This window comes from Mesorhizobium sp. 128a, from assembly GCF_053848025.1.
Map to the genome: position 1 here is coordinate 123,223 of NZ_JBSPKY010000004.1, position 20,731 is coordinate 143,953.

24 protein-coding genes are annotated in these 20,731 nt (G+C 62.9%); 8 read left to right on the plus strand and 16 right to left on the minus strand.

Translation table 11 applies throughout. From position 1 onward, the window contains the following. Nucleotides 1–37: 37 nt before the first annotated feature. From ACWTU9_RS09285 to ACWTU9_RS09295, 3 genes are all read right to left on the minus strand, one after another. Nucleotides 38–994, minus strand: coding sequence for an alpha/beta fold hydrolase (locus ACWTU9_RS09285; protein ID WP_455858030.1), 957 nt, complete (start codon nt 992–994; stop codon nt 38–40). 42 nt (nt 995–1,036) lie between these two features. Continuing rightward, complete coding sequence (locus ACWTU9_RS09290; RefSeq protein WP_455858031.1) at nt 1,037–1,522, minus strand: SRPBCC family protein; 486 nt, start codon at nt 1,520–1,522, stop codon at nt 1,037–1,039. 139 nt (nt 1,523–1,661) lie between these two features. Continuing rightward, entirely contained in the window at nt 1,662–1,910 is a 249-nt protein-coding gene (locus ACWTU9_RS09295; protein WP_455858032.1) for a ParB N-terminal domain-containing protein, read from the minus strand. A 154-nt stretch (nt 1,911–2,064) separates the two neighbouring features. On the opposite strand from ACWTU9_RS09295, the gene ACWTU9_RS09300 reads away from it, so the two are divergent. From ACWTU9_RS09300 to ACWTU9_RS09325, 6 genes are read left to right on the plus strand one after another with little or no spacing between them, the layout of a single operon-like run. Beyond that, the gene (locus tag ACWTU9_RS09300; protein ID WP_455858033.1) at nt 2,065–3,702 is read left to right on the plus strand and encodes a N,N-dimethylformamidase beta subunit family domain-containing protein; all 1,638 of its coding nucleotides are present in this window, start codon (nt 2,065–2,067) and stop codon (nt 3,700–3,702) included. Between the two features lies 1 nt (nt 3,703). Beyond that, a complete protein-coding gene (locus ACWTU9_RS09305) occupies nt 3,704–5,077 on the plus strand; it encodes an aminotransferase family protein (RefSeq protein WP_455858034.1) in 1,374 nt (457 codons plus the stop codon). A 4-nt stretch (nt 5,078–5,081) separates the two neighbouring features. Beyond that, entirely contained in the window at nt 5,082–6,011 is a 930-nt protein-coding gene (locus tag ACWTU9_RS09310; RefSeq protein WP_455858035.1) for a 3-keto-5-aminohexanoate cleavage protein, read from the plus strand. Between the two features lie 36 nt (nt 6,012–6,047). Beyond that, nucleotides 6,048–6,545, plus strand: a complete 498-nt coding sequence (locus ACWTU9_RS09315) for a DUF523 domain-containing protein (RefSeq protein ID WP_455858036.1) — start codon at nt 6,048–6,050, stop codon at nt 6,543–6,545. Nucleotides 6,546–6,548: 3 nt separating this feature from the next. Then, entirely contained in the window at nt 6,549–7,070 is a 522-nt protein-coding gene (locus tag ACWTU9_RS09320; RefSeq protein ID WP_455858037.1) for an N-acetyltransferase family protein, read from the plus strand. After that, entirely contained in the window at nt 7,067–8,095 is a 1,029-nt protein-coding gene (locus ACWTU9_RS09325) for a histone deacetylase family protein (RefSeq protein WP_455858038.1), read from the plus strand. The genes ACWTU9_RS09320 and ACWTU9_RS09325 overlap by 4 nt, the downstream gene beginning before the upstream one ends. Before the next feature lie 107 nt (nt 8,096–8,202). Here ACWTU9_RS09325 and ACWTU9_RS09330 read toward each other — a convergent pair whose 3' ends face one another. From ACWTU9_RS09330 to ACWTU9_RS09345, 4 genes are all read right to left on the minus strand, one after another. Continuing rightward, nucleotides 8,203–9,468 carry a cysteine desulfurase-like protein gene (locus ACWTU9_RS09330; RefSeq protein WP_455858275.1) on the minus strand — a complete coding sequence of 422 codons (1,266 nt, stop codon included), beginning with the start codon at nt 9,466–9,468 and terminating at the stop codon, nt 8,203–8,205. Nucleotides 9,469–9,517: 49 nt separating this feature from the next. Then, nucleotides 9,518–10,585: an aldo/keto reductase gene (locus ACWTU9_RS09335; RefSeq protein WP_455858039.1), complete on the minus strand. Its 1,068-nt coding sequence runs from the start codon at nt 10,583–10,585 to the stop codon at nt 9,518–9,520. 120 nt (nt 10,586–10,705) lie between these two features. Beyond that, on the minus strand, nt 10,706–11,173 hold the full coding sequence (locus ACWTU9_RS09340) for a hypothetical protein (protein ID WP_455858040.1): 468 nt from the start codon (nt 11,171–11,173) through the stop codon (nt 10,706–10,708). 90 nt (nt 11,174–11,263) lie between these two features. Next, nucleotides 11,264–11,512 (minus strand): hypothetical protein, encoded by a 249-nt coding sequence (locus tag ACWTU9_RS09345; protein ID WP_455858041.1) that lies wholly within the window; start codon nt 11,510–11,512, stop codon nt 11,264–11,266. A gap of 74 nt (nt 11,513–11,586) precedes the next feature. Here ACWTU9_RS09345 and ACWTU9_RS09350 point away from each other — a divergent pair, with 74 nt between their 5' ends. Further along, entirely contained in the window at nt 11,587–11,751 is a 165-nt protein-coding gene (locus ACWTU9_RS09350) for a hypothetical protein (protein WP_454587138.1), read from the plus strand. A gap of 58 nt (nt 11,752–11,809) precedes the next feature. On the opposite strand, the gene ACWTU9_RS09355 is transcribed toward ACWTU9_RS09350, so the two are convergent. Next, nucleotides 11,810–12,316 carry a DUF1993 domain-containing protein gene (locus ACWTU9_RS09355; protein WP_455858042.1) on the minus strand — a complete coding sequence of 169 codons (507 nt, stop codon included), beginning with the start codon at nt 12,314–12,316 and terminating at the stop codon, nt 11,810–11,812. Between the two features lie 138 nt (nt 12,317–12,454). Between ACWTU9_RS09355 and ACWTU9_RS09360 the strand changes: the two genes are divergently transcribed. Further along, nucleotides 12,455–13,501 (plus strand): DUF1176 domain-containing protein, encoded by a 1,047-nt coding sequence (locus ACWTU9_RS09360; protein WP_455858043.1) that lies wholly within the window; start codon nt 12,455–12,457, stop codon nt 13,499–13,501. Between the two features lie 7 nt (nt 13,502–13,508). Here the strand turns inward: ACWTU9_RS09360 and ACWTU9_RS09365 are convergent, their stop codons facing one another. From ACWTU9_RS09365 to ACWTU9_RS09400, 8 genes are all read right to left on the minus strand, one after another. Then, a complete protein-coding gene (locus tag ACWTU9_RS09365; RefSeq protein WP_455858044.1) occupies nt 13,509–14,405 on the minus strand; it encodes an alpha/beta hydrolase in 897 nt (298 codons plus the stop codon). Between the two features lie 32 nt (nt 14,406–14,437). After that, nucleotides 14,438–16,048, minus strand: coding sequence for an NTP transferase domain-containing protein (locus ACWTU9_RS09370; RefSeq protein WP_455858045.1), 1,611 nt, complete (start codon nt 16,046–16,048; stop codon nt 14,438–14,440). Continuing rightward, on the minus strand, nt 16,045–16,749 hold the full coding sequence (locus tag ACWTU9_RS09375; RefSeq protein WP_455858046.1) for an XdhC family protein: 705 nt from the start codon (nt 16,747–16,749) through the stop codon (nt 16,045–16,047). The genes ACWTU9_RS09370 and ACWTU9_RS09375 overlap by 4 nt, the downstream gene beginning before the upstream one ends. A 1-nt stretch (nt 16,750) precedes the next feature. Further along, on the minus strand, nt 16,751–17,089 hold the full coding sequence (locus tag ACWTU9_RS09380; protein WP_454576183.1) for an XdhC family protein: 339 nt from the start codon (nt 17,087–17,089) through the stop codon (nt 16,751–16,753). Nucleotides 17,090–17,236: 147 nt separating this feature from the next. Beyond that, complete coding sequence (locus ACWTU9_RS09385; protein WP_455858047.1) at nt 17,237–17,893, minus strand: imm11 family protein; 657 nt, start codon at nt 17,891–17,893, stop codon at nt 17,237–17,239. Between the two features lie 106 nt (nt 17,894–17,999). Continuing rightward, the gene (locus ACWTU9_RS09390) at nt 18,000–19,265 is read right to left on the minus strand and encodes a vWA domain-containing protein (protein ID WP_455858048.1); all 1,266 of its coding nucleotides are present in this window, start codon (nt 19,263–19,265) and stop codon (nt 18,000–18,002) included. Between the two features lie 4 nt (nt 19,266–19,269). Then, nucleotides 19,270–20,199, minus strand: a complete 930-nt coding sequence (locus tag ACWTU9_RS09395) for an AAA family ATPase (RefSeq protein ID WP_455858049.1) — start codon at nt 20,197–20,199, stop codon at nt 19,270–19,272. After that, the gene (locus ACWTU9_RS09400) at nt 20,196–20,723 is read right to left on the minus strand and encodes a flavin reductase (protein WP_455858050.1); all 528 of its coding nucleotides are present in this window, start codon (nt 20,721–20,723) and stop codon (nt 20,196–20,198) included. Before ACWTU9_RS09400 ends, ACWTU9_RS09395 begins: the two co-directional genes overlap by 4 nt. Nucleotides 20,724–20,731 lie beyond the last annotated feature (8 nt).

Below are 20,731 nucleotides of genomic sequence, written 5' to 3' on the forward strand. Positions count from 1 at the left end.
CTCGTTGGAGACGGCCGGCTTCAATTCTCGGTTAAAACTATTTGTTTTCGCTGACGACCTCGTCCCAGGTCTTCACCTTGGTCTCGCCATTGAGGAACGGCAGCGCGGCAGCCGTCAGTTCCGGGGCAAAGAAGACGTCGTAGTGGGTGCGGTTGGGGATGATGGCCAACCGGTTCTGCGACAGGTTTTCGCGCATCCAGCCGGCGTCCTTCAGCCCGCCGCCGAGCATCTGGTAGAACTTGATCTCGTGCTCGGGCTTGTACATGTCGCTGTCGCCATAGGCCAGCATCACCGGCATCTTCAGCTTCGCGACATCGGCCGAATAGTCGTAGTCCTTGCGCATGAAATTGCCGAGCGCGTCGAGCAGTTTCGGGAAATCGTCAGGACGCGGCGCCACCGCGACGTAGGATTTGTACATCGGCGTGTCCTTCATGAACTCGGCCGCCGCTGCGCTTACCTGCGCCTGCTGCGGACGCATTTCGTCATAGAAGCCATCGGGAGAAAAGCCGGTGGAAACCAGCACCAGCCGACGCACCACTTCCGGATGCTGGACGGCCAGGCGAAAGGCGACGCCGCCGCCCAGGGAATAGCCGAGCACGTCGACCTTGTCGTAGCCGAGCGCCTTGACGATTGCCGCCATATCGTCGCCCATCGCTTCCAGCGTGAAGGGACGCTCGCCGAGCGCGGTGCGGCCGTGGCCCTGCAGGTCGACGGCAATGATGGTGCGGTTCTCCGCCAGTTTCGGCAATAGCGGCGCGAACATGTCGGATGTGCCGAGACCGCCATGCAGCAGAAGCAGCGGCTCGCCCTTGCCGTAGACGGCATAGTAGTAGTTCAGGCCGCCGATCGGCAGCAGGCCGGACTTTTCCGGCTTCGGCATGGCTGTGGCTTCAGTGGTCATGGCGGGCTTTGTCTCCTCTGCATTGGTAAGGCCGGGTGCTGCGAACAAGGCTGCAACCGAGGCAAGAATGGCGAAAAGGGTCGCTCTGGACATGTCAGCCTCCTCCGGTGTCGGGGTCAGAAAGGGGTCGCGGATTCAAAGGGTCTTGGCGAGTTCTTCGAGCTGCTCGGTGCACTGGCCCCAGCCCTCGTGAAAACCCATCTTCTCGTGCTGCTCGCGGTCGGCAACGCTCCAGTGCCTGACCCGGGCGATGTAGCGGGTCTTGCCGTTGCCTTCGTCCTCGAAGGTCAGCACGACAGTCATGAACGGCTTTTCAGACGGCTCCCAGGCGCTGGTGTAGGCATCGGTGAAGACGATCTTTTCGCCGGGCACGACGTCGAGGAAGACGCCGGGATTGGGAAATTCGTTGCCGTCGGGGCCGGCCATGACGACCAGGCTGGAGCCGCCGCTGCGCACATCCATTTCGGCGCGCGGCGTCGTCCATGGCTTGGGTGAAAACCACTGCGTCACCAGCTTCGGCTCGGTCCAGCAGCGATAGACGCTCTGGCGCGGCGCATCGAGGATGCGGCCAAGCACCAGTTCGCGGTCGTTAGTCGGGGCGATGTCGAGCTTGGTGGTCATGGGATCTCCTCGTTCTCTTGGGTTGGATTTGGGTTCTGCCTCAAGGACGGGTGAGTACGGCGCATGCCGACACGGTCCCGCGAAAAAATCTGCGAAACGATGATCGGCCGGTTGTTGGGAGACTGTGGAGGAGTGCGCCTCAGTGACGCTTGGCCTGAACCAGATAGGCGTTGATCTCAGTCTCGCCGAGCCATTTGGCGGCTTCCAGCCGGTGCAGGCCTTCGACCAGGATATGGCGCTTGCCGTCATGGCGGACCTGGATCGGCGTCTTCATGCCGTTTTCCAGAATGTCTTCGGCCAGATGCCGGACCGTTTCGGGATGCAGCGTCTTCTTGCGCGCCGTCGGCACGTAGATGTCGTCGACCTTGACCTTCTGCACTCTCAGCATGCTGGCTCCCAAGGCGGAAAATGCCGCCTTGCTGAGATAGTCGCTTTGGCGGGAGCGGCCAAGAGCGGCTAAGCAATTGCTGGCCCGATCGTTTCCATTTGACGCTTGCCCGGGAGATGGCCGAAATGGCGGCCTTCGATCCTTTCCGGTATCCATGACCCAACTGCCGACCGAATTCCCCGATTTCGGACTGACGCCCGAGCAGCGCCGCGAGGCTGTGCGCGGCTATTATTACGAATGGCCGGGGATGGATGGCGAGCGCGGCGAGATCTGGTGCTACTCGGACCGCTTCTCCTACCGAGCTGGTGAGACCGTGACGCTTCATGTCAGCTCGACGGCGCCGCGCTTCAACATCACCATTGTCCGCGACGGCGGTAGCGAGACAAAAATCTTCGGGCAAACGGGTCTGTCGGCGCGCTGGCAGGACACGCCTGACCAGTGCTCGGTTGAAGGTTGCGGCTGGGAAGCGTCTTTCGAATTTCGCATCGGCGACGACTGGCCCTCCGGCGCCTATCGCCTCACGCTGACGGCGGATGGCCAGGACGGCAAGCCGGTCCATTGCCACCATCTCATCATCGTCGCTCCTCTGCCCGGCAGAAAACCCGGCCGCGTGTTGCAGGTGGCGGCGACGGGAACCTGGTTGTCCTACAACACCTGGGGCGGCTCCAATGCCTATCAGGGCATCACCGGGCCGGGCCGCGACCAGTATGCGCGCATGGTGTCGACGCAGCGGCCCTGGTGCCGCGGTTTCGTGGTGCTGCCCAAGGATGCGCCGCGGGTGCCGCTGGAGGTCGCGGTGCCGCCGAAGATGGTGCCGCGCTATCCCCATATGGAATGGGCTTATGCCACCGGGCATTCGAAGAAATACGCGTCGTCCGGCTGGGCTAGCTACGACAGCCACTTCTTCCGCTTTGCCGAGCGCGCCGGCTATCACGTCGATCTCGCCAGCCAGCACGATCTGCACTTTTCGCCCGAAATCCTCGACGGGTATGATTGCGTCGTCTTCGTCGGCCATGACGAATACTGGACCTGGGAAATGCGCGATGCGGTCGACAACTACGTTGAACGCGGCGGCCATGCGGCGCGCTTTGCCGGCAATTTCATGTGGCAGACCAGGCTGGAAGACGAAGGCCGCCGGCAGGTCTGCTACAAATACCGCGCTCGGGCCGAGGATCCGGCCTACAGCAGTGACGTAACGCGCGCGACCAATTCCTGGGAGGCGCCGGAGATTGGTCGCCCCGGCGCAATGACCTTCGGCCTCAACGCGACACGCGGCGTCTATGCCGGCTGGGGCGGCTGCGCGCCGCGCGGCGTGCGCGGCTTTCCGGTCTACAGGCCCGAGCACTGGGCCTTTGCCGGCACCGGCATCTACTATGGCGACCTGCTCGGCGCCGACAGCCATGTCTATGGCTATGAGGTCGACGGGCTCGATTTCGAGATCCGCGGCGGCCTGCCCTATCCAACACCGAACAGCGGCGCGCCCGACGGCTTGCAGGTGCTGGCGGTCGGCATGGCAAGCCAGGTCGAGGAAAGCGCCGACATCCCGATCGAGGACCAGTTTTTGGCTGACGAGGACGGCCGCTTCACCGCCGAGACGCTGTTTGGGGAGCCAAGCGACGCCAATCTGGAAAAAGTCAAACGCGGCAATGGCATGATCGTCAATTTCCCGCGCGGCAAGGGCGAGGTCTTTCACGCTGGAAGCTGCGAATGGGTCGCCGGCCTCTCAAGGCAGGACCCGATGGTCGAGCGCGTGACCAAGAATGTAATCGATCGCTATCTCGGAAAGTCCTGACATGCAGAAGCCCTCATCCGCTGGTTCAGAAGCGCGCGCCCCCTCGCATCTGTTCTATCTCTCCAGCCTGCGCCGGCCGCTCATCGACCGCGCCGAAGGCATCTATATGTGGACGCAGGACGGTCGCCGCTTCATCGATGGATCGAGCGGGCCGATGGTTGCCAATATCGGCCATTCCAACCGCAACGTGCTAGACGCCATGAAGCGGCAGATGGATCGCGCCACGTTCGCCTACCGGCTGCATTTCGAAAACGAGCCGGCGGAAGAGCTGGCGCGGAAACTCGCGGGAAAACTGCCTGAGGGCATGGACCGCATCTTCTTCGTCTCCGGTGGCTCGGAAGCGACGGAATCCTGCATCAAGCTGGCGCGGCAATGGGCCGTTGCCACAGGCCAGCCCAAGCGCTGGAAGGTGATCACGCGTTTTCCCTCCTATCATGGCGGCACGCTGGGGTCGTTGTCGATTACCGGCGACGATGCGCTGGCCGAGACCTTCACGCCGATGATGCGGGTGATGCCGGCCGTGCCGGCGCCGACCGCATGGCGCGACCGCGACAACCTGTCGATGGAACAGCGCGGCATCCGCTATGCTGACATGCTGGAGGAGAAAATCCAGGCAGAAGAGCCGGACAGCGTGCTCGCCTTCATCATGGAGCCGGTCGGCGGTGCTGCGACTTCCGCCTTGGTGGCGCCCGACAGCTATTATCCGCGCATCCGCGAAATCTGCGACCGCTATGGCATCCTGCTCATCCATGACGAAGTGATGAGCGGCGCCGGCCGCACAGGCAAATTCCTTGGCGGCGACCATTGGAACTGCAAGCCTGACATCGTCGCGCTGTCGAAGGGACTAGGCTCGGGCTATGCGCCGCTCGGCGCGCTTGCCGCGCCGATGCGGCTGGTCGAGCCGCTGCTGGCCTCGGGCGGCTTCCAGCATGGCCACACCTATGCCGGCAATCCGCTCGCCTGCGCCGCCGGGCTTGCGGTGCTCGGCGAAATGGACCGGCTCGACCTGATCACCAACGCCGCCGCCATGGGCGACGTTCTGATGGACGGGCTGAAGGGGCTGGCCAAGCGCTTTCCATTCATCGCCGACGTGCGTGGCAAGGGCCTGCTCACCGGCGCCGAGATGGTTGCCGATCCCGAGACGCTGCGGCCGATCGACCAGGGCAAGAAAGCCACCCAGCGTCTGCTCGACCTCGCCTATGAACGCGGGCTGATCATCTACGGCCGCAGGGTCAAGGGCGGCGTCGACGGTGATAATTTCATGGTCGCCCCGCCGATGATCGTCACGGCTGAACAGGTCGGCGAGATCCTTTCCATCATCGGCGACTCGCTGGAAGTTCTGGCGGCCGAGCTCGACCTGCCCGTCGAAGGTTAAAAGCATGGCGCCGCGGAAAGTCATCATCACCTGTGCGGTCACCGGCTCGGTGCACACGCCGTCCATGTCGCCCTATCTGCCGCTGACGCCGGACCAGATCGCGACGGACGCCATCGCGGCAGCCGATGCCGGCGCCTCGATCCTACATCTCCATGCCCGCGACCCCAGGGACGGTCGGCCGACCGCCGATCCTGAGGTGTTCATGCAATTCCTCCCGCGCATCAAGCAGGCGACCGATGCCGTCATCAACATCACCACCGGCGGTTCGTCACTGATGACTCTGGACCAGCGGCTGGCAGCACCGCTCAGGGCCGAGCCCGAAATGTGCTCGCTCAACATGGGCTCTATGAATTTCGCGCTGTTCCCGATGCTCGACAAGCCAAGGGAATGGCAGCACGAGTGGGAACCAAAGCTGCTCGAAGCCACGCGCGACACCATCTTCAAGAACACCTTTGCCGATATGGAAGGCGTTCTGGACAAACTCGGCAAGGGCTGCGGTACGCGATTCGAGTTCGAATGCTACGATGTCGGCCATCTCTATTCGCTGGCGCATTTTCGCGACCGTGGCCTGGTGTCGGGGCCCCTGTTCATCCAGTTCGTGCTTGGCATTCTGGGCGGCATCGGCGCCGATCCCGACAATCTCATCCATATGAAGCGCATTGCCGACAAACTGTTCGGCGACAGCTATCAGTTCTCGGTGCTCGCCGCCGGCCGCAACCAGATGCCGCTGATCTCGATTGCGGCGGCGATGGGCGGCAATGTCCGCGTCGGGCTGGAGGACAGCCTCTATGACGGTCGTCAGCTGGCCAAATCCAACGCCGATCAGGTGCGCCGCATCCGCGCCATACTCGACGGCCTGTCGCTTGAGGTCGCGACGCCGTCGGAGGCGCGCGACATGCTGGCGCTGAAGGGCGGTGACCGGGTAGCCTTCTAGAGGCGCACCGGATCGCATGGTAAAAGGAGGGCTGACATGGAAAGGATTCTGGTCTCAGCCTGCCTGCTTGGCAGCCACGTCCGCTATAACGGCTCCTACCGGCTCGACAACCATCCCGTATTGACGCGATGGCAGGCGGAAGGGCGGGTCGTGCAGATCTGCCCCGAGGTTGCCGCAGGCTTCTCCACGCCGCGTCCTCCGGCAGAAATTCTGGGCACAGGGGACGCTGTGCTTCACGGCCAAGGCCGGGTGATCGAGCAGACGGGAAACGACGTGACCGCTCTCTATCTCGAAGCTGGCCAGCTTGCCCTCGATCTGGCCCGGGAAACCGGATGTCGCTATGCGGTTCTCACCGATGGCAGCCCGTCCTGTGGCTCAAGCTTCGTCTATGACGGCAGTTTTTCGGGCAAGCGCGTAGCCGGCCGCGGCACGACCACCGCGCTGCTCGAGGCCAACGGCATTCGTGTCTTTTCGGAAGACGATATCGGCGAACTCGACGACCTCCTGAACGGTTCAGCCGGAACCGCGGCCTGATCCATGGCAGGAAAGATCCACTCCAGCGATACCGTTATCCGCCTCGGCACCATCCGCGACGTCGACACCATCTACGGCGCGCTGCTCAAGCTTGGCAGCCATATCGGCGCGCATCAGGAGATTACGTCCACCGCCGAGGATCTGCGCCACTACGGCTTTGGCGAAAAGCCGGCCTTCTCCACCCTGATCGCCGAAGTCGGCGGCGAGTTTGCCGGGCTCTGCCTGCACTTTCCGATCTTCTCGACCTGGATGGGGCGGCCCGGCGTCTATATCCAGGACCTCTACGTCGAGGATCGGTTTCGCGGCCGCAAGGTCGGCGAAAAGCTGCTACGCCGGGTCGCGCGCGACTGCCGCAGGGATGGCGGCGCCTATCTCAGGCTGTCGGTCGATACCGACAATGACGGTGCCAAGGCCTTTTATGAGAAGCTGGGCATCGGCTGGGCGCATTACGAGCAGGCGCAGAAGATCGTCGGCGAGGCCTTTTTCGCCTTCGCCGACGCAATGCAGGATGGGGAAACGGAATGAAAGCCTTCTTTGCCGAGGAACAGAAACGCCACGACCCGAAGGCTTTTCTGTCCAGTGGCGCGCCGCAACCCAACCCCGAACAGCCGGAGCGCACGGAGCGATTGTTAGCCGGCGCAAAATCTGCCGGATTGACCATCGAGCGGCCCAGGGATCATGGCCTTGGCCCGGTCGCGGCAGTGCATACGCCAGAGTATCTCGCGTTCCTCGAACACATTTTTGCGCGCTGGCGGCGCATTGAGGGCGCCTCGGCGGAAGTCATCCCCAACATCCATCCGCTCGCCCGCGGCGGCGCCTACCCGGCCTCGGCGGTCGGCCAGGCCGGTTACCACATGGCCGACACAGCCTGCCCTATCTCGGCCGAGACCTGGCAGAGCGCGCTGTGGAGCGCCTGGAGCGCGGTCGAGGCCGCCGAAACCGTCAGGGCCGGCGCGCCCGCCGCATACGCGCTCTGCCGGCCGCCCGGCCACCATGCCTTCGCCGATGTCGCCGGCGGCTTCTGCTTCATCAACAATTCGGCGGTCGCGGCGCAAGTGTTGCGCAAGCAGGCGGCGCGGGTGGCGATCCTCGATGTCGACCTGCATCACGGCAACGGCACGCAGGGCATCTTTTACGGGCGATCCGACGTGCTCACCGTCTCGCTGCATGCCGATCCGGTGCGCTTCTATCCGTTCTTCTGGGGCCATGCCGACGAGCGAGGCGAAGGGCCGGGCCTCGGCTATAATCTTAACCTGCCCTTGCCGCGCAAGTCAGCCGATGCGGCGTTTCTCGAAGCGCTTCAAGCGGCGGTCCAGCGCATCCAGGCCTTCGCGCCGGAGGCGCTGGTTGTGGCGCTCGGTCTCGATGCGTTCGAGGGCGACCCGTTCGGCGGGCTTTCGGTGACCACGCCCGGTTTCTCGCGCATCGGCGAGGCGATCGCAAGGCTCGGCCTGCCGACCGTGATCGTGCAGGAAGGCGGCTATCTCTGTGACGCACTCGCCGACAACCTCACCGCCTTCCTCACCGGCTTCGGCGACAAACAGCGATAGCTGGCTAGAGCGTTTCACCGTTTCACGGAAACGGCGAACCGCTCTATGTCTTTGTTTTTTACGCAATTCCGGACGGAAAACCCGCCCACACTTTTCCTGGAATTGCTCTAGCGCTGTTGCCTCAGCATGGCGATGACCCGGTGCACGCTCTCCAGCGTCTCGTCGATTTCGGCCGCCGTGTTGTAGTGGGCAATACCGATGCGCACGACGCCTTGCTCGGCAGGAATGCCGAGCTGGTGGACGATCTCCCAGGCGTAGTTGTGGCCCGACCACAGGAAGATGTTTTCGGCGTTCATCTGCCGCACGATCGTCTCCGGCACGATGCCTTCGACCGTGAACGAAACCGTCGGCACACGCTCGCTGACCCGTTTGGGATCGGTGATGCCGCGGATGGTCAGGCCCTCAATGTCCGACAACCCTTCGATCAGCCTTAGCGCCAACGGGTTTTCGTAGGCGATCGAGACCTGGAATGCCTTGGCAATCCTGCGTCTCCGTGAACCGCCCTCGCCGGCTGCGGCACCCAGTTCCGCGAAGTAATCGACCGCCGCCGTGAGGCCGGCCATCAGTTCGACCTGTGGCGTGCCGAGTTCGAACCGCTCAGGCAAGCCATTGGACGAGCAGCGGCATTTGTAGGGTTTCAGCGCATCGATGACATCACGACGGCCCCAAAGGATGCCCATGTGCGGACCGAAGAATTTGTAGGCCGAGCAGACCAGGAAATCGCAGCCGAGGTCCTGCACATCGACCAGCCCGTGCGGGGCGAACTGTACGGCATCGACATAGACCAGGGCGCCGGCCTGTTTGGCGATTGCCGTCAGCGCCTTGACCCGGTTGATCGATCCGGTGAGGTTCGAGGCGTAGTTCAGCGCAACGAGCCGCGTCTTGTCGGTGAGCAGAGCGCTGAGCCCCGCCTCTTCGACCTGCCAGCTCTTCTCGTCGAAAGACAGGAAGCGCACGACGAGGCCAAGGTCTTCGGCCAGCTGCAGCCAGGGCGAGACATTTCCCTCGTGATCCATGCGGGTGACGATGATCTCGTCGCCCGGCTTGAAATCGCGGCCAAGCGTGCGCGACATGTGATAGGTCAGCGTCGTCATGTTGGCGCCGATGATGATTTCCTCGGCGCTCGCCGCGCCGAGGAAATCGGCCGTAGCCGCATGGGCGTCGTCAACCACCTTTTGCGCGGCAAGCGTGGTTTCGAAATAGCCGCCGAGATTGGCGTTGGTCGTCAACAGACAGCGCGCCACCGCATCGGCAACCGCTTGCGGCACCTGCGTGCCGGCCGGATTGTCGAGATAGATGCGCCGGCGGCCCTTGTCGGTCAGGTCCAGCGCCGGGAACTTCCCCCTGACAGTCTCGATCGGAAAATCCAATATTGTCCCCTTCCCCTTGTCTTTGCTCGGCAATTCCGTTCGAACGGCTTGCCTATGGGCACGGATTGCCGACGCGCTGGTGGATCGCATCCACGCCCTTCTGCATCTCGTCGGTCCAGGTCACGTCGGCCGAGGACAACGCCATCTCAAGCTGGGCAATCGTCGTCGCGCCGATGATGCTGGAAGTAACAAATGGACGGCTGGCGACATAGGCGTTGGCAAACAGCGCCGGTTCGAGGCCAAAGGAGCGCGCCAGCTCATTGTACTCGAGCTGCGCTTCCGCTGCGTTCGGCGTCTCGTAGCGCTGGCCGCGGTTGAACAGCTGCGAGCGCGAGCCTTGCGGCCGCGCGCCATGGTCGTATTTGCCGGTGAGATAGCCTTGCGCCAGCGGCGAATAGGCGAGAAAGCCGACCTCTTCTCGCTCACAGACTTCGGCCAGGTTCACCTCGAAGGTGCGGTTGACGAGGTTGTAGGCGTTCTGCAGCGAAACGACACGCGGGCCGACGCCCTTGTCGGCCTCGGCGATGAAGCGCATGACGCCCCAGGAGCTTTCGTTCGACAGGCCGAGATGGCGGATTTTCCCGGCATTCACCAGTTCGTCGAAGACGGCAAGCGTCTCGGCGATCGGCGTCTCGCCTGTCGGTGCGCCAACGGCGTCGGCACGGCGCGGCGTGGCGCCGACACGAGTCGGGTTGGCGCCCCACGGAATGTCGCGCTCCGGCCAGTGGATCTGGTAGACATCGAGATAGTCTGTGCCGAGCTTGGCCAGCGATTTGTCGATGGCATCGAAAATGTCGGCGCGCACCAGCTTCGAGGGACGATCGCCACGAAACCAGCGGTTGGCGGTGCGGCCGACCACTTTCGAGGCCAGGATGACCTTGTCGCGATTGCCCTTGGCCTTCATCCAGCTGCCGATGAACTTCTCCGTCCGTCCTTGAGTCTCCTCCTTGGGCGGGATCGGATAGAGCTCGGCAGTATCGATGAAATTCACGCCGCGCTCAAAAGCCAGATCCATCTGCGCATGGCCTTCGGCCTCGGTGTTCTGCTGGCCCCATGTCATCGACCCCAGGCAGATCTGGGTAACAAGAAGATCGGTCCGACCGAGACGGCGTTTGTGCATGGATTTCTGCTCCGGAGGGAAAGCTGGCGCGGCAGCGCGGGAAGGAAGCGGTATCCTATAGCAAAGCCGGGCTGCTCTCCAACCCTTGGCTGACCGAGTTTTATGTGAAGCTTGGCAAAGTCAGCGCCGGGCGCCGGCCAGCGCGCGCCGCTTGGCTTCGTCGATCAGCATGTTGGCCACCTGCATGCGGATCATGGCGCGCTGGCGCAGATGTGGCGCGACACGATCGGGATGGTTGGCGAAGGCGAAGCTGCGGCGCATGCGGCCGAGATCGGCAGTCTTGACGGGATGATCGAGGCCGAGTTCGACGGCGATCGCTTCAGGATCGATCGGCGGCAGTCGTTCCTCGGGCTTTGCTTCCTCGCCGGCCAGCGCCAGCTTGGCCTGGTCGAGAAGGGCTGCGAATTCGGCGGCAAGATCGGACCCCGCTTCGCGATACTCGGCAGTGAAGGTTTCGCCGGAGACCTTGATGCGGCCGGAATGAAGCTCGTCGGCCACGGACAGATAGTCGAACGGGATCGACGGCCGCGCGCCTGTCTCGTCGTTCGCCTCGTCTTTGTCCGAGGCCACGAAGAGATCGTCCAGCAAGGAAGCGAAATCCCGCTTGGCGCCGATGACAGCCTCCCCCTTGTGACCACGCGAATGCGTTTGAGACGGTCGCACCATAGAACCGGCTCGTTAAAAATGAATGCCACTGATCTTAACCAGTTTAGGCGTTCGCCAGGCTGGCGCTGCCGATTTTGCCGGCTGCTGACGCAAGCTCAACAAAAAGCCGGACTGCATTTGCATGCAGTCCGGAAATTTCGCCAGGAGTGGCGAGGAAAAGCCGGCCATGTGCCAGCGTCTATGCGTACGGTCGGCGCCAACCAAAAGTTTCAGCGCATGAGCCAATTGTGCCGAAAAAAATTTGCATAGCATGGCTGCCATGCAAATGCTGCACTGCACAATCTTCACATTTTTCCTATATTCGGTGACGTGGAGGATGAACTAGGGGCCGAATCATGGGGTTCTTCACTGAAATGTTTGCTCGTCCGCGTCCGCAGGAGCATCAGCGTTATCGTTCCGCCTTGGCGCTGTTGCATTCGATGAGTAATGCCGACCGTGCCGACATCGGCATCAAGCCGGCCGATTTCCCGCGCATCGCGCGCGAAATGTCCGCGCGGTAAGCCAGCGTATGACGAGGTTTCCCGGCCGCTGCCGGGAAACCTCGGAACGCCGAATTCCTCAACGATTGCCGAGATAGGCACCTTTCGTCAACGGCACGCCATTGTGGCGCAGGATGTCGTAGGCCGTCGTCACGTGGAAATAGAAGTTGGGCATGGCGACATGCAGCAGGTACTGCAGGCCGGGCATCGAGACCTCGCGCGGGCCAAACTTCAATTCGACCACCCTGTCGTCCGAACCATCGAACTCGGCGGCCGAGAACGACGCCAACAATTCCAGCGTCTTGGTCAGGCGCGCCTGAAGCTCGGCGAAGGTCGCTTCATTGTCCTCGTATTTCGGCACTTCGCGGCGGGCCAGGCGCGACGGCGCGCCCTTGGCGTGGTCGGTGGCGACCTGCACCTGCCTGGTCAGCGCGTACATGTCGGGCGCCAGCCTTGCGGTCAAAAACACCTGCGGGTCGATCTTGCGCTCAAGCGCATTCTGTTCGGCAGCCGTCAGAATGCCGGACAGCGCCTTCAGCCTGGCCGAAAACACCGGCACGGAGGCCTCATACATCGATAGTGTCACGTCACATCTCCATTGCGGCTGAAGCGCCGACGGGGACGTAGCGCCTTTACCGGCGATTCTTCAAGCAACGGCAGCGATGCGTCACCCCGCCGCCGCAATCCATGTGGTAGAATCTTCGTTACCGTGCGGAGATTCCCGATGAAGCGCATCTTTCTCGCAGCAACTGCACTCCTTGCTGCGATCGGCCAGTCGGCGATGGCGGACGACGATACGCCCGAAGCCCCTTATGTCGACGACCGGTCGAGCGCCGAGGCGGTCGTCCAGTCGCTCTACAGCGCCATCAACCGGCACGAATTCGCCCGTGCCTGGGGCTACTACGGCGATACGAAGCCGGCAAAGGATTTTGACGCCTTTGTCAAGGGCTATGACGGCACCGACAAGGTCGAGGTCGAAACGGGAGCCATTTCCAGCGACGGCGCGGCCGGCAGCATCTATTACAGCGTTCCCGTCGCCATCAAGGCCACCGACAAGGATGGGGATGAGAAGGTCTTCGCCGGCTGCTACACTCTGCGGCAACTGAACGCGCAGGCCCAGGCTGCGCCTCCCTTCGATCCCATCCATATCGAAAAGGGCGCGCTAAAACCCTCCAGCGCCGATTTCGAGGAGGCGGTTCCGGCAAATTGCGGCGACGGTCCGCCGCCGCCGAAGAAGGATACCGCGCTCGAGAAGGCCAAGAAGGCGTTCCTGGCGACCTATGGCAGTCAGTGCGACAAGCAGTTTGTCGGCGAGGAGCCGAATGCTTTCTCGATCAAATACAAGGACAAGGACGCACAGCCTGGCGACCCTGAAAAGGAGACGCGGCTTTTCGAATTCTACTGTTCCGCCGCAGCCTATAATACCGCTTCGGTCTACTACATGACGGATGCGCTTGGTGAAGTGCTCCAGTTGCAGTTCGCCGAACCGGAACTGGACATACGCTACGAGAACAATGACAGCGACGGCAAACTGCTGGGCGTGACCGTCACTGGTTTCCACACGACCGGCTGGGCAACCAATCCCGAATATGACGAAGAGACCAGGACGATTCGCACGTTCAACAAATGGCGCGGCGTCGGCGATGCCTCTGACAGCGGCACCTACCTGTTTCGCAACGGTGATTTTTCGCTGGTGCAGTACGACGTCGATGCGTCTTACGACGGCGAGGAAAACCCGCAGACGATGGTCGACTACAACACCGCACCTTGAGGCCGGCTCAGGGGGCTTTCGACAGCATCCAGTTCAGCGTCTCGCGCCAGTCGACCATGCGGATCGGCGTGCCGTGGGTCCCGGTCTCGAAACGGACGAAGTGCGTCGGATAGGGATAGGCTTTCGAGTTCGCAATGATGGAGCGGAAGAAGGCTTCCTGCTTCTCCACGGGAAAGACCGGATCCTTGCTGCCCTGGCCGAAGAATACCGGCACATGGCGCCTGTAGGCGGGGCTTGCCAAAAAGCTGTCATCCCATAACGAACCGAGCAGCAAGAGCCCATTGATGCGTCGTCCGGTATCGTTGCGGCCGGCCAGCTTCCAGCACAGCGAACCGCCCATCGAGCCGCAGGCGACGAAGATTTTCGCATCGGGCGAGGCCTCGGCATAGTGGCCGATCAATGCTGCGACCTGGGCTGCGCCTTTGTCACCGAAATCGGTGAAATCGGGTGAGAGATAGAGGCCGCCATTGCCGGCCATCAGGTTCTTGATGCGGTTGAAATTGCCGCCGAATGTGAAGTCGTCGACGCCCTGCTTGCGGCTGCCGCCCTGCCCGTGCAGGTAAAGCACGATGATGCCGGCGCCCTCGGTTTTACCAACGGCGATATGCCTGACATCGCCGGCATCGGTTTTCAGCATCAGATCCTGCTGAACCTTGCGCACGCTGGTGTCAGTATACTGCGCGTGCACGCGCTTTTCCGGCACCTGGTCGCGGGCGTTGATGTCGCGCATTTCCTGGTAGTCGATGACGGTGTGCGCGCCGTTGTCGGACGACGACAGCGTCGCCGGATAGGCGAAGAGATCGTCTTTGAAGGGTTTTAGTTCAAGTGCCTCCGCGCGGACGGCGGACAGCGAAAGAACGATTGCGGTGAGCAGCGCACGGGAGAATGGGAAGCGAAGAGCCATCCTTCAGCCATGCGTTTTTCAGCTTCGGTTTGTCAATCCTGCAGCACGCCGCCGGCGTCTTCGAGCGCTTCGCGGGTGTCGACATCGATCGATGCACCGTCGCCAATTTCGACGTCGATGACATCGAGCCCCTCGGCCTCGACCAGATGGCGGGCGCCGGTGTCGCCTTCGAGATGGGCGATGGCCGGAAACAGCGCGCGGGGCAAAAGCACCGGATTGCCGCGGCGGCCATCATGCGTGGCGCGCACCACTGAATGGCCGCCGTCCCTACGGAAGGCGTCGATCAACCTGTCGAGATCGGCCGCGGAGATGCCCGGCATGTCGCCGAGGACAATCATCGCGCCGGCGGCCTCGGCTCCGACTTTGGCCATGCCGGCTTTCAGCGACGAGGACAGGCCTTCGGCAAAATCGGGATTGTCGGCGAAGATCACATTGAGGTCCGACAAGGCGTGATGTACCCGCTCGCGCTGATGGCCGGTGACGACTACGGTGGCCGAGGCCTTCGAGCCTAGCGCGCGTCCAGCGGTTAGGCGCACCAGCGGCTTGCCGTCGAACAGCGCCAAGAGCTTGTTCGGCCCGCCCATGCGGCTGGAACGGCCGGCAGCGAGAAGCACGATGTCGACCTTCAGCCCGGCTCTGGCTGGCAGCGGCTCGCGCGGCTGCGGCCGGGTCGGGATTTCCATCAACAGCCCACCGACACCCATGCCGGCAATATCCTTGGCGGTCACCTCAAGCCCGGCGATCAGCCGGTCGAGCACCCAGTCGAAGCCGTTCTCCTTGGGGCTGCGGGCGCAACCCGGCGCGCCGATGACGCGTTTGCCGTCAAGCGTGCCCAGGACCAGCAGATTGCCGGGATCGACCGGCATGCCCGCGCGGATGACGGTACCGCCAGCCTTCTCGATCGCTGCTGGGATGACGTCTGCGAAATCGCTCATCGCCGAGGCGCCGAAGACCACCACCATGTCATTGTCGCGCGCCAGCGCGGCAGCGGCCTCGGCCACAGGCGCGACTTCGTGCGGCGTGCGGCGCTCGACGGTCAACCGGGCGCCGGAGCGCGCCAGCCGCGCCTCGGTGACGCGCAGCGTCTTGTCCAGTAGCCTTGCCTTGATGCCCGGCAGCACGGTCTGGATGACGCCGATGCGCACCGGCTGGTAGGCGTTGACGGCAAAGATCTCGCCGCCGGCGCAAATCTTTGTCACCTTGTCGACCAAGGCCGAGGCGACGGCGAACGGTATGATCTTCACCGTCGCCACCATCTGGCCCTTCTCCACCGGCGCGTGCTGAGCCAGTGTGGCGATGGTGATGGTCGGGTCGACGGCATTGATGGCGTCGATCATTGCCGCGTCGACCGTAAAGACGCCAGCCGCTTTGGCGTGAAGGTTGACGCGGCCGGTCGCGGCGGGCTTTGCCTCGATGTCGCGGTGGGCCATGCTTGCGGCGATCTTTTCAGCCGCCGTATCTTCGCTCAGATCATCGGTCGCAAGCACCGCGGCGACGATTTCGGCAATGCCGACCGCCTTCAGCACAGCTATGTCTTCAGCGCTCAGCCTGTGCGCCTTGCGGAAGCGTCGCTCGCCGGCCGTGGTGGCATGGGCGAGCACCGCGCCTTCGGCCTGGTCGATCGGAACCGGCCCGAATTTCACGCCGCAGCGCCTTTCATTTCCAGCCCGCGCGACCGAAAGGCGTGGATGGTCTGCGCCAGGACGGCGACGGCGATCTCCGCCGGGCTCGCCGCACCGATGTCGAGGCCGATCGGCGCGTGGATGCGGGCGATCTGGTCGGCGCTGGCGCCCAGCGCAAGCAGGCGCTCGACACGTTTGGCGTGGGTTTTGCGGCTGCCGAGTGCGCCGACATAGAAGCAGTTGGCGTCGAGCGCCGCCTTCAGCGCGAAATCGTCGATCTTCGGATCATGAGTTACGGCGGCGAGCGCGGTGTAGCTGTCAAGAGGCTGGCGTTTCAGCACATCCTCAGGCCATTCGGCATGCAGCGCCACATCGGGAAAGCGGTCCGGCGTGGCGAAGGCGGTGCGCGGATCGACGATCTCCAGCGGATAACCGGCGATCTTGGCCATCGGCGCCAGCGCCTGGCTGATATGGACGGCGCCGATCACCACCAGGCGCGGCTGCGGCAGATGCGCGTTGAGGAAGAAAGTCCGCCCCTCGGCCTCGACTGAACCGGAACTGCCTGAGCGAAACGCCCTGGCGATTGCTTGCCCGAGTTCGCCGGCGACAGAATCGCCCTCGCGCACGATGCGGTCGCGGCCATCGCCGAGATCGGTGACCAGGATTGCCGCGCGGCGGGCGCGGCGTTCGGCATTGAGCGTTTTGAGGGCGTACGGGTCCATACTAACCGAGCCGCTCCACATAGACCTTGATGCGCCCGCCGCAGGACAGACCGACCTGCCAGGCGGTTTCGTCGGCAACGCCGAACTCCAGCATCTTGGCTTTGCCGGTATCGATGACGTCGATCGCCTCGCTCACCACCGCCCCCTCGACACAGCCGCCCGAGACCGAGCCGTGGAAATTGCCTTCGGCATCGATGACCAGATGGCTGCCCACCGGCCTCGGCGCCGAACCCCAGGTCTCGACCACGGTGGCAATCGCGACATCCTTGCCGTCCTTCATCCAGCCTTCCGCGATGATCAGGGGATCGCGGGCTTCATCGAGATAGATGCTGTTGTCCATGATCGCTTGTCCTAGAGTCTGTTTTTCCGTTGAGATTAAGTCGGTTGTTCTCAGCTAAAAGACCCAGCAAGGAGGCCCCTTGGAAGCCAGGTCCTGTGTCATGACGTGGTGCTCATAAAACGCTTCAATGTCAGCCATGGTTCAACCTCACATCTTCTCGACATTGATGAAGTGGGGACCGGTCACACCGGCGACCTTGCAGGCGGATTTCAAAACCTCGTCGCAGAAGACGCTGTTAGCATACGGCGTGCGAAATATATGGGCATCGGCGACCACCTGATCACGGAATACGAGGCTGGTCGGACCAAGAAAACTGTAAATTTTCACGTCCTCATTTGTTCTGTAATCACGTTCATAGTCGATCCTTATTTTCGACGCCGCTTCATCTATAGCGTCCAGGACTCGTATAACGTCATCTAAGTAATATTTCGGCCCTTGCGAGCCGTCAGCCAAAGTAAAATCGCAGTCGACAAACTCGAAACCGGCTGCGTCGATATCCTCGAAAACTCGTTTCAGGCGTTCGGAAACGATCAGATAACCGTGCAATACCTCCAGATCGCGCGGCATCTTGCCTTCTTTGCGGTAGTGAACAAGCTGAGGTTTTTCCGGCAGTTCTGCGAAGCCGTAGCCTTTCTCTGGCGGCGGCGCGAAGACGATGAGGCCCGGCGTTATCAATGCATCCTCGTTTGCGATGCGCACACCGTGGCCTTTACCGCCTCGAAGGCTGGAGTCGAATTCGAAGAATTTGCGGGATTTACCAACCTGGTAGGGAGAGGCTGTTCTTGTGTTTTCGGCGGCCTGCATAGAAGACGTCCCTGTGTGTCCGTGAGCAAAACTACCCAATGTTGTCATTGCAGTTGCGGCTGAAATTCGTTGTATCTCAGGCGTGGTTGCGGTGCCATCAATATGGCTATGCGGCGCGCCTTGCGCCAGCGTCCAGCCAGCGGCGCGGATCGACCGCAGCGGCCGATTTCTTGTCCAACGAGGCGCATAGATCGGCAAGCGCGTCGAGATTGTGCACCGAGCGGAACTCATCGACATGCGGCAGCATCGCCTTGACGCCACGGGCGCGCGCCTCGAAGCCGCCGAAGCGTAGCAAAGGGTTCAGCCAGATCAGCCGCCGGCAGGACTTGTGCAGGCGCTCCATCTCCTCCGACAGGCCGGTGACGTCGTCACGCTCGAGCCCGTCGGTAATCAACAGCACCACCGCGCCCTGCCCGAGCACGCGGCGCGACCATGTCAGGTTGAATTCGGCCAGCGTGTCGCCGATACGGGTGCCGCCCGACCAATCCTTCACCACCGCCGAGCAGTCGGCAAGGGCGGCATCGGGGTCGCGGTGGCGCATCTGCCGCGTCAGATTGGTCAGCCGCGTGCCGAAGACGAAGGTGTGTACGCGCCGGCGTTTTTCGGTCAGCGCATGCAGGAAATGCAGGAAGATGCGCGTGTACTGGCTCATCGAGCCGGAAATATCGGCAAGCACCACCAGCGGCGGATGGACTTCGCGGGCCGAGCGGAATTTCGGCACGATCAGCTCGCCGCCGGTGCGCGCGGCAGAGCGCATCATGGCCCGCGGATCGATGCGGCGGCCATGCGGATCCGCCTTGAAGCGCCTTGTCCGAACCATGTCGAAGGGCAGCCGCAGCTCGGCAATAGCCTTCTTGGCGTCGGCCATCTCGGCGGCGTTCATCTGGGCAAAGTCCTTGCCGCGCAGTACCTCGTTGCCGGAGAAGGTGAAGCGCGCATCGACCTCGATCTCCGGTATTTCCTTTGCCGGCTGGTTTTTCTGATGACCCTCGAACATCGCCTGGCTGACGCGGTTTTCAGCCGCGCGCGGCTTCTGCCTTTCCCTGACGTCCGGCGCCACCGGCGAAAACATCGCCAGCAGCTTTTCGATCAGCTCGCGCGATTTCCAGAACAGCCGGAAGGCTTCGTCAAAGATAGGATGATCCTCGTGCCTGGGCACCAGCACCGCATGCAGCGTCCAATAGAAATCGTCGCGCGAGCCGATGCCGGCGGCAAGCACCGCCTCGATCGCATCCTTGACAGAGGCCGGCCCGACCCGCATGCCCGCCTTGCGCAAGGTGCGGGCGAAATAGACGATGTTGTCGGCGATGCGGCCATCCTCCGCCGCCTCTTTGGGGTCGGCCTCTTTGGGGTGGGCACCCGGCGCCTTCACTGTTTTACTCCGCCGGCGCAAGCTCGGCCTTGACCTCGTCGAGGATGCGCCGGCCCTCGCCCGCACCGATGCGGGCAATGTCGTCCTGGTATTTCAGCAGCACGCCGATGGTGTCGGACACCGTCTCGGGATCGAGCGCCACCTTGTCGAGTTCGGTCAGCGCGCCGGCCCAGTCGATGGTCTCGGCAACGCCCGGCGCCTTGAACAGCTCGACCTGGCGCAATTTCTGAATGAACGACACCACCTCGGCCGAAAGCCGGCTGTTGGCCTGCGGCACCTTGCGGCGCACGATCTCCAGCTCACGCTCGGCATTGGGATAGTCGACCCAGTGATAGAGGCAGCGCCGCTTCAGCGCGTCGTGGATTTCGCGGGTGCGGTTGGTGGTGATGATGACGATCGGCGGCTCCTCGGCCTTGATCGTGCCGAGTTCCGGCACCGTCACCTGGAAGTCGGACAGGATTTCGAGCAGGAACGCCTCGAACGCCTCGTCGGTGCGGTCGAGCTCGTCGATCAGGAACACCGGGGCGGCACCCGCCTTGCCGGTCAGCGCGTCGAGCACCGGGCGGCGGATCAGGTATTTTTCGGAGAACACATTGCGTTCCATGTCGGAGCGGTCGACCGAGCCTGCCGCCTCCTCCATGCGGATCTCGATCATCTGCGCGGCGTAGTTCCATTCATAGACAGCGGAGGAAACGTCGAGGCCTTCATAGCATTGCAGCCGGATCAGCCGGCGGCCGAGCGCCTGCGCCAGCACCTTGGCGATCTCGGTCTTGCCGACGCCGGCCTCACCTTCGAGGAAGAGCGGCCGCTGCATGCGCAGCGACAGGAACAGCACCGTTGCCAGCGAGCGGTCCGCGACATAGTCCGCGCCGGTCAGGAGATCGAGCGTCTCGTCGATCGTCCGCGGCGCGGGGCGCGGTTTCAGCTCGGTCATTCCTTCTCCGTTGACGCCTCTGCTCCGCTTTCCAGCACGTGGTAGTCGCGAGCGTGATAGATCAGCGGCCGCAAATTATCGCCCATGCGCAGGCCTGTCACCTTGCCAAAAAGCACACGATGGGTGGCCAGATCCTTGGTGTCGATCAATTCGCAGTCGAAAACGGCGAGCGCGCCTTTCAAGGTCGGAGCGCCTGTCGATACGACGTCCCACTCGCCGAGCGCAAAACGCTCATCGGACGACAGGCTGCTCAGGCCTGAAAACGCCACCGATAGCGGCTGCTGGTGCGATGCCAACGTGTTCAGCGCAAACCGGCCGTTTTGCACAAACAGCTCGTTCCTGGGATTCTCGCGGTTGAGACAGACGAGCACGGTCGGCGGCGTGTCCGACACCGAACAGGCGGCGATCACCGTCGTGCCGCGCTTGCCGGCGGAACCGTCGGTGGTCACCACATGGACGTGGCCGGCAAAATGCGCCATCGCGTCGCGGTAGGCCTGCGGCCCTATGTCGTTCAACTTCAACACTGATGATT

Coding starts and splice junctions, on each gene's coding strand:
- ACWTU9_RS09310 (WP_455858035.1), top strand. CDS start 5,082: ATGGCGCCGCGGAAAGTCATCATCACCTGTGCGGTCACCGGCTCGGTG.
- ACWTU9_RS09315 (WP_455858036.1), top strand. CDS start 6,048: ATGGAAAGGATTCTGGTCTCAGCCTGCCTGCTTGGCAGCCACGTCCGC.
- ACWTU9_RS09350 (WP_454587138.1), top strand. CDS start 11,587: ATGGGGTTCTTCACTGAAATGTTTGCTCGTCCGCGTCCGCAGGAGCAT.
- ACWTU9_RS09385 (WP_455858047.1), bottom strand. CDS start 17,893: ATGCAGGCCGCCGAAAACACAAGAACAGCCTCTCCCTACCAGGTTGGT.
- ACWTU9_RS09395 (WP_455858049.1), bottom strand. CDS start 20,199: ATGACCGAGCTGAAACCGCGCCCCGCGCCGCGGACGATCGACGAGACG.
- ACWTU9_RS09300 (WP_455858033.1), top strand. CDS start 2,065: ATGACCCAACTGCCGACCGAATTCCCCGATTTCGGACTGACGCCCGAG.
- ACWTU9_RS09380 (WP_454576183.1), bottom strand. CDS start 17,089: ATGGACAACAGCATCTATCTCGATGAAGCCCGCGATCCCCTGATCATC.
- ACWTU9_RS09375 (WP_455858046.1), bottom strand. CDS start 16,749: ATGGACCCGTACGCCCTCAAAACGCTCAATGCCGAACGCCGCGCCCGC.
- ACWTU9_RS09360 (WP_455858043.1), top strand. CDS start 12,455: ATGAAGCGCATCTTTCTCGCAGCAACTGCACTCCTTGCTGCGATCGGC.
- ACWTU9_RS09305 (WP_455858034.1), top strand. CDS start 3,704: ATGCAGAAGCCCTCATCCGCTGGTTCAGAAGCGCGCGCCCCCTCGCAT.
- ACWTU9_RS09320 (WP_455858037.1), top strand. CDS start 6,549: ATGGCAGGAAAGATCCACTCCAGCGATACCGTTATCCGCCTCGGCACC.
- ACWTU9_RS09295 (WP_455858032.1), bottom strand. CDS start 1,910: ATGCTGAGAGTGCAGAAGGTCAAGGTCGACGACATCTACGTGCCGACG.
- ACWTU9_RS09345 (WP_455858041.1), bottom strand. CDS start 11,512: ATGGCAGCCATGCTATGCAAATTTTTTTCGGCACAATTGGCTCATGCG.
- ACWTU9_RS09325 (WP_455858038.1), top strand. CDS start 7,067: ATGAAAGCCTTCTTTGCCGAGGAACAGAAACGCCACGACCCGAAGGCT.
- ACWTU9_RS09290 (WP_455858031.1), bottom strand. CDS start 1,522: ATGACCACCAAGCTCGACATCGCCCCGACTAACGACCGCGAACTGGTG.
- ACWTU9_RS09365 (WP_455858044.1), bottom strand. CDS start 14,405: ATGGCTCTTCGCTTCCCATTCTCCCGTGCGCTGCTCACCGCAATCGTT.
- ACWTU9_RS09285 (WP_455858030.1), bottom strand. CDS start 994: ATGTCCAGAGCGACCCTTTTCGCCATTCTTGCCTCGGTTGCAGCCTTG.
- ACWTU9_RS09335 (WP_455858039.1), bottom strand. CDS start 10,585: ATGCACAAACGCCGTCTCGGTCGGACCGATCTTCTTGTTACCCAGATC.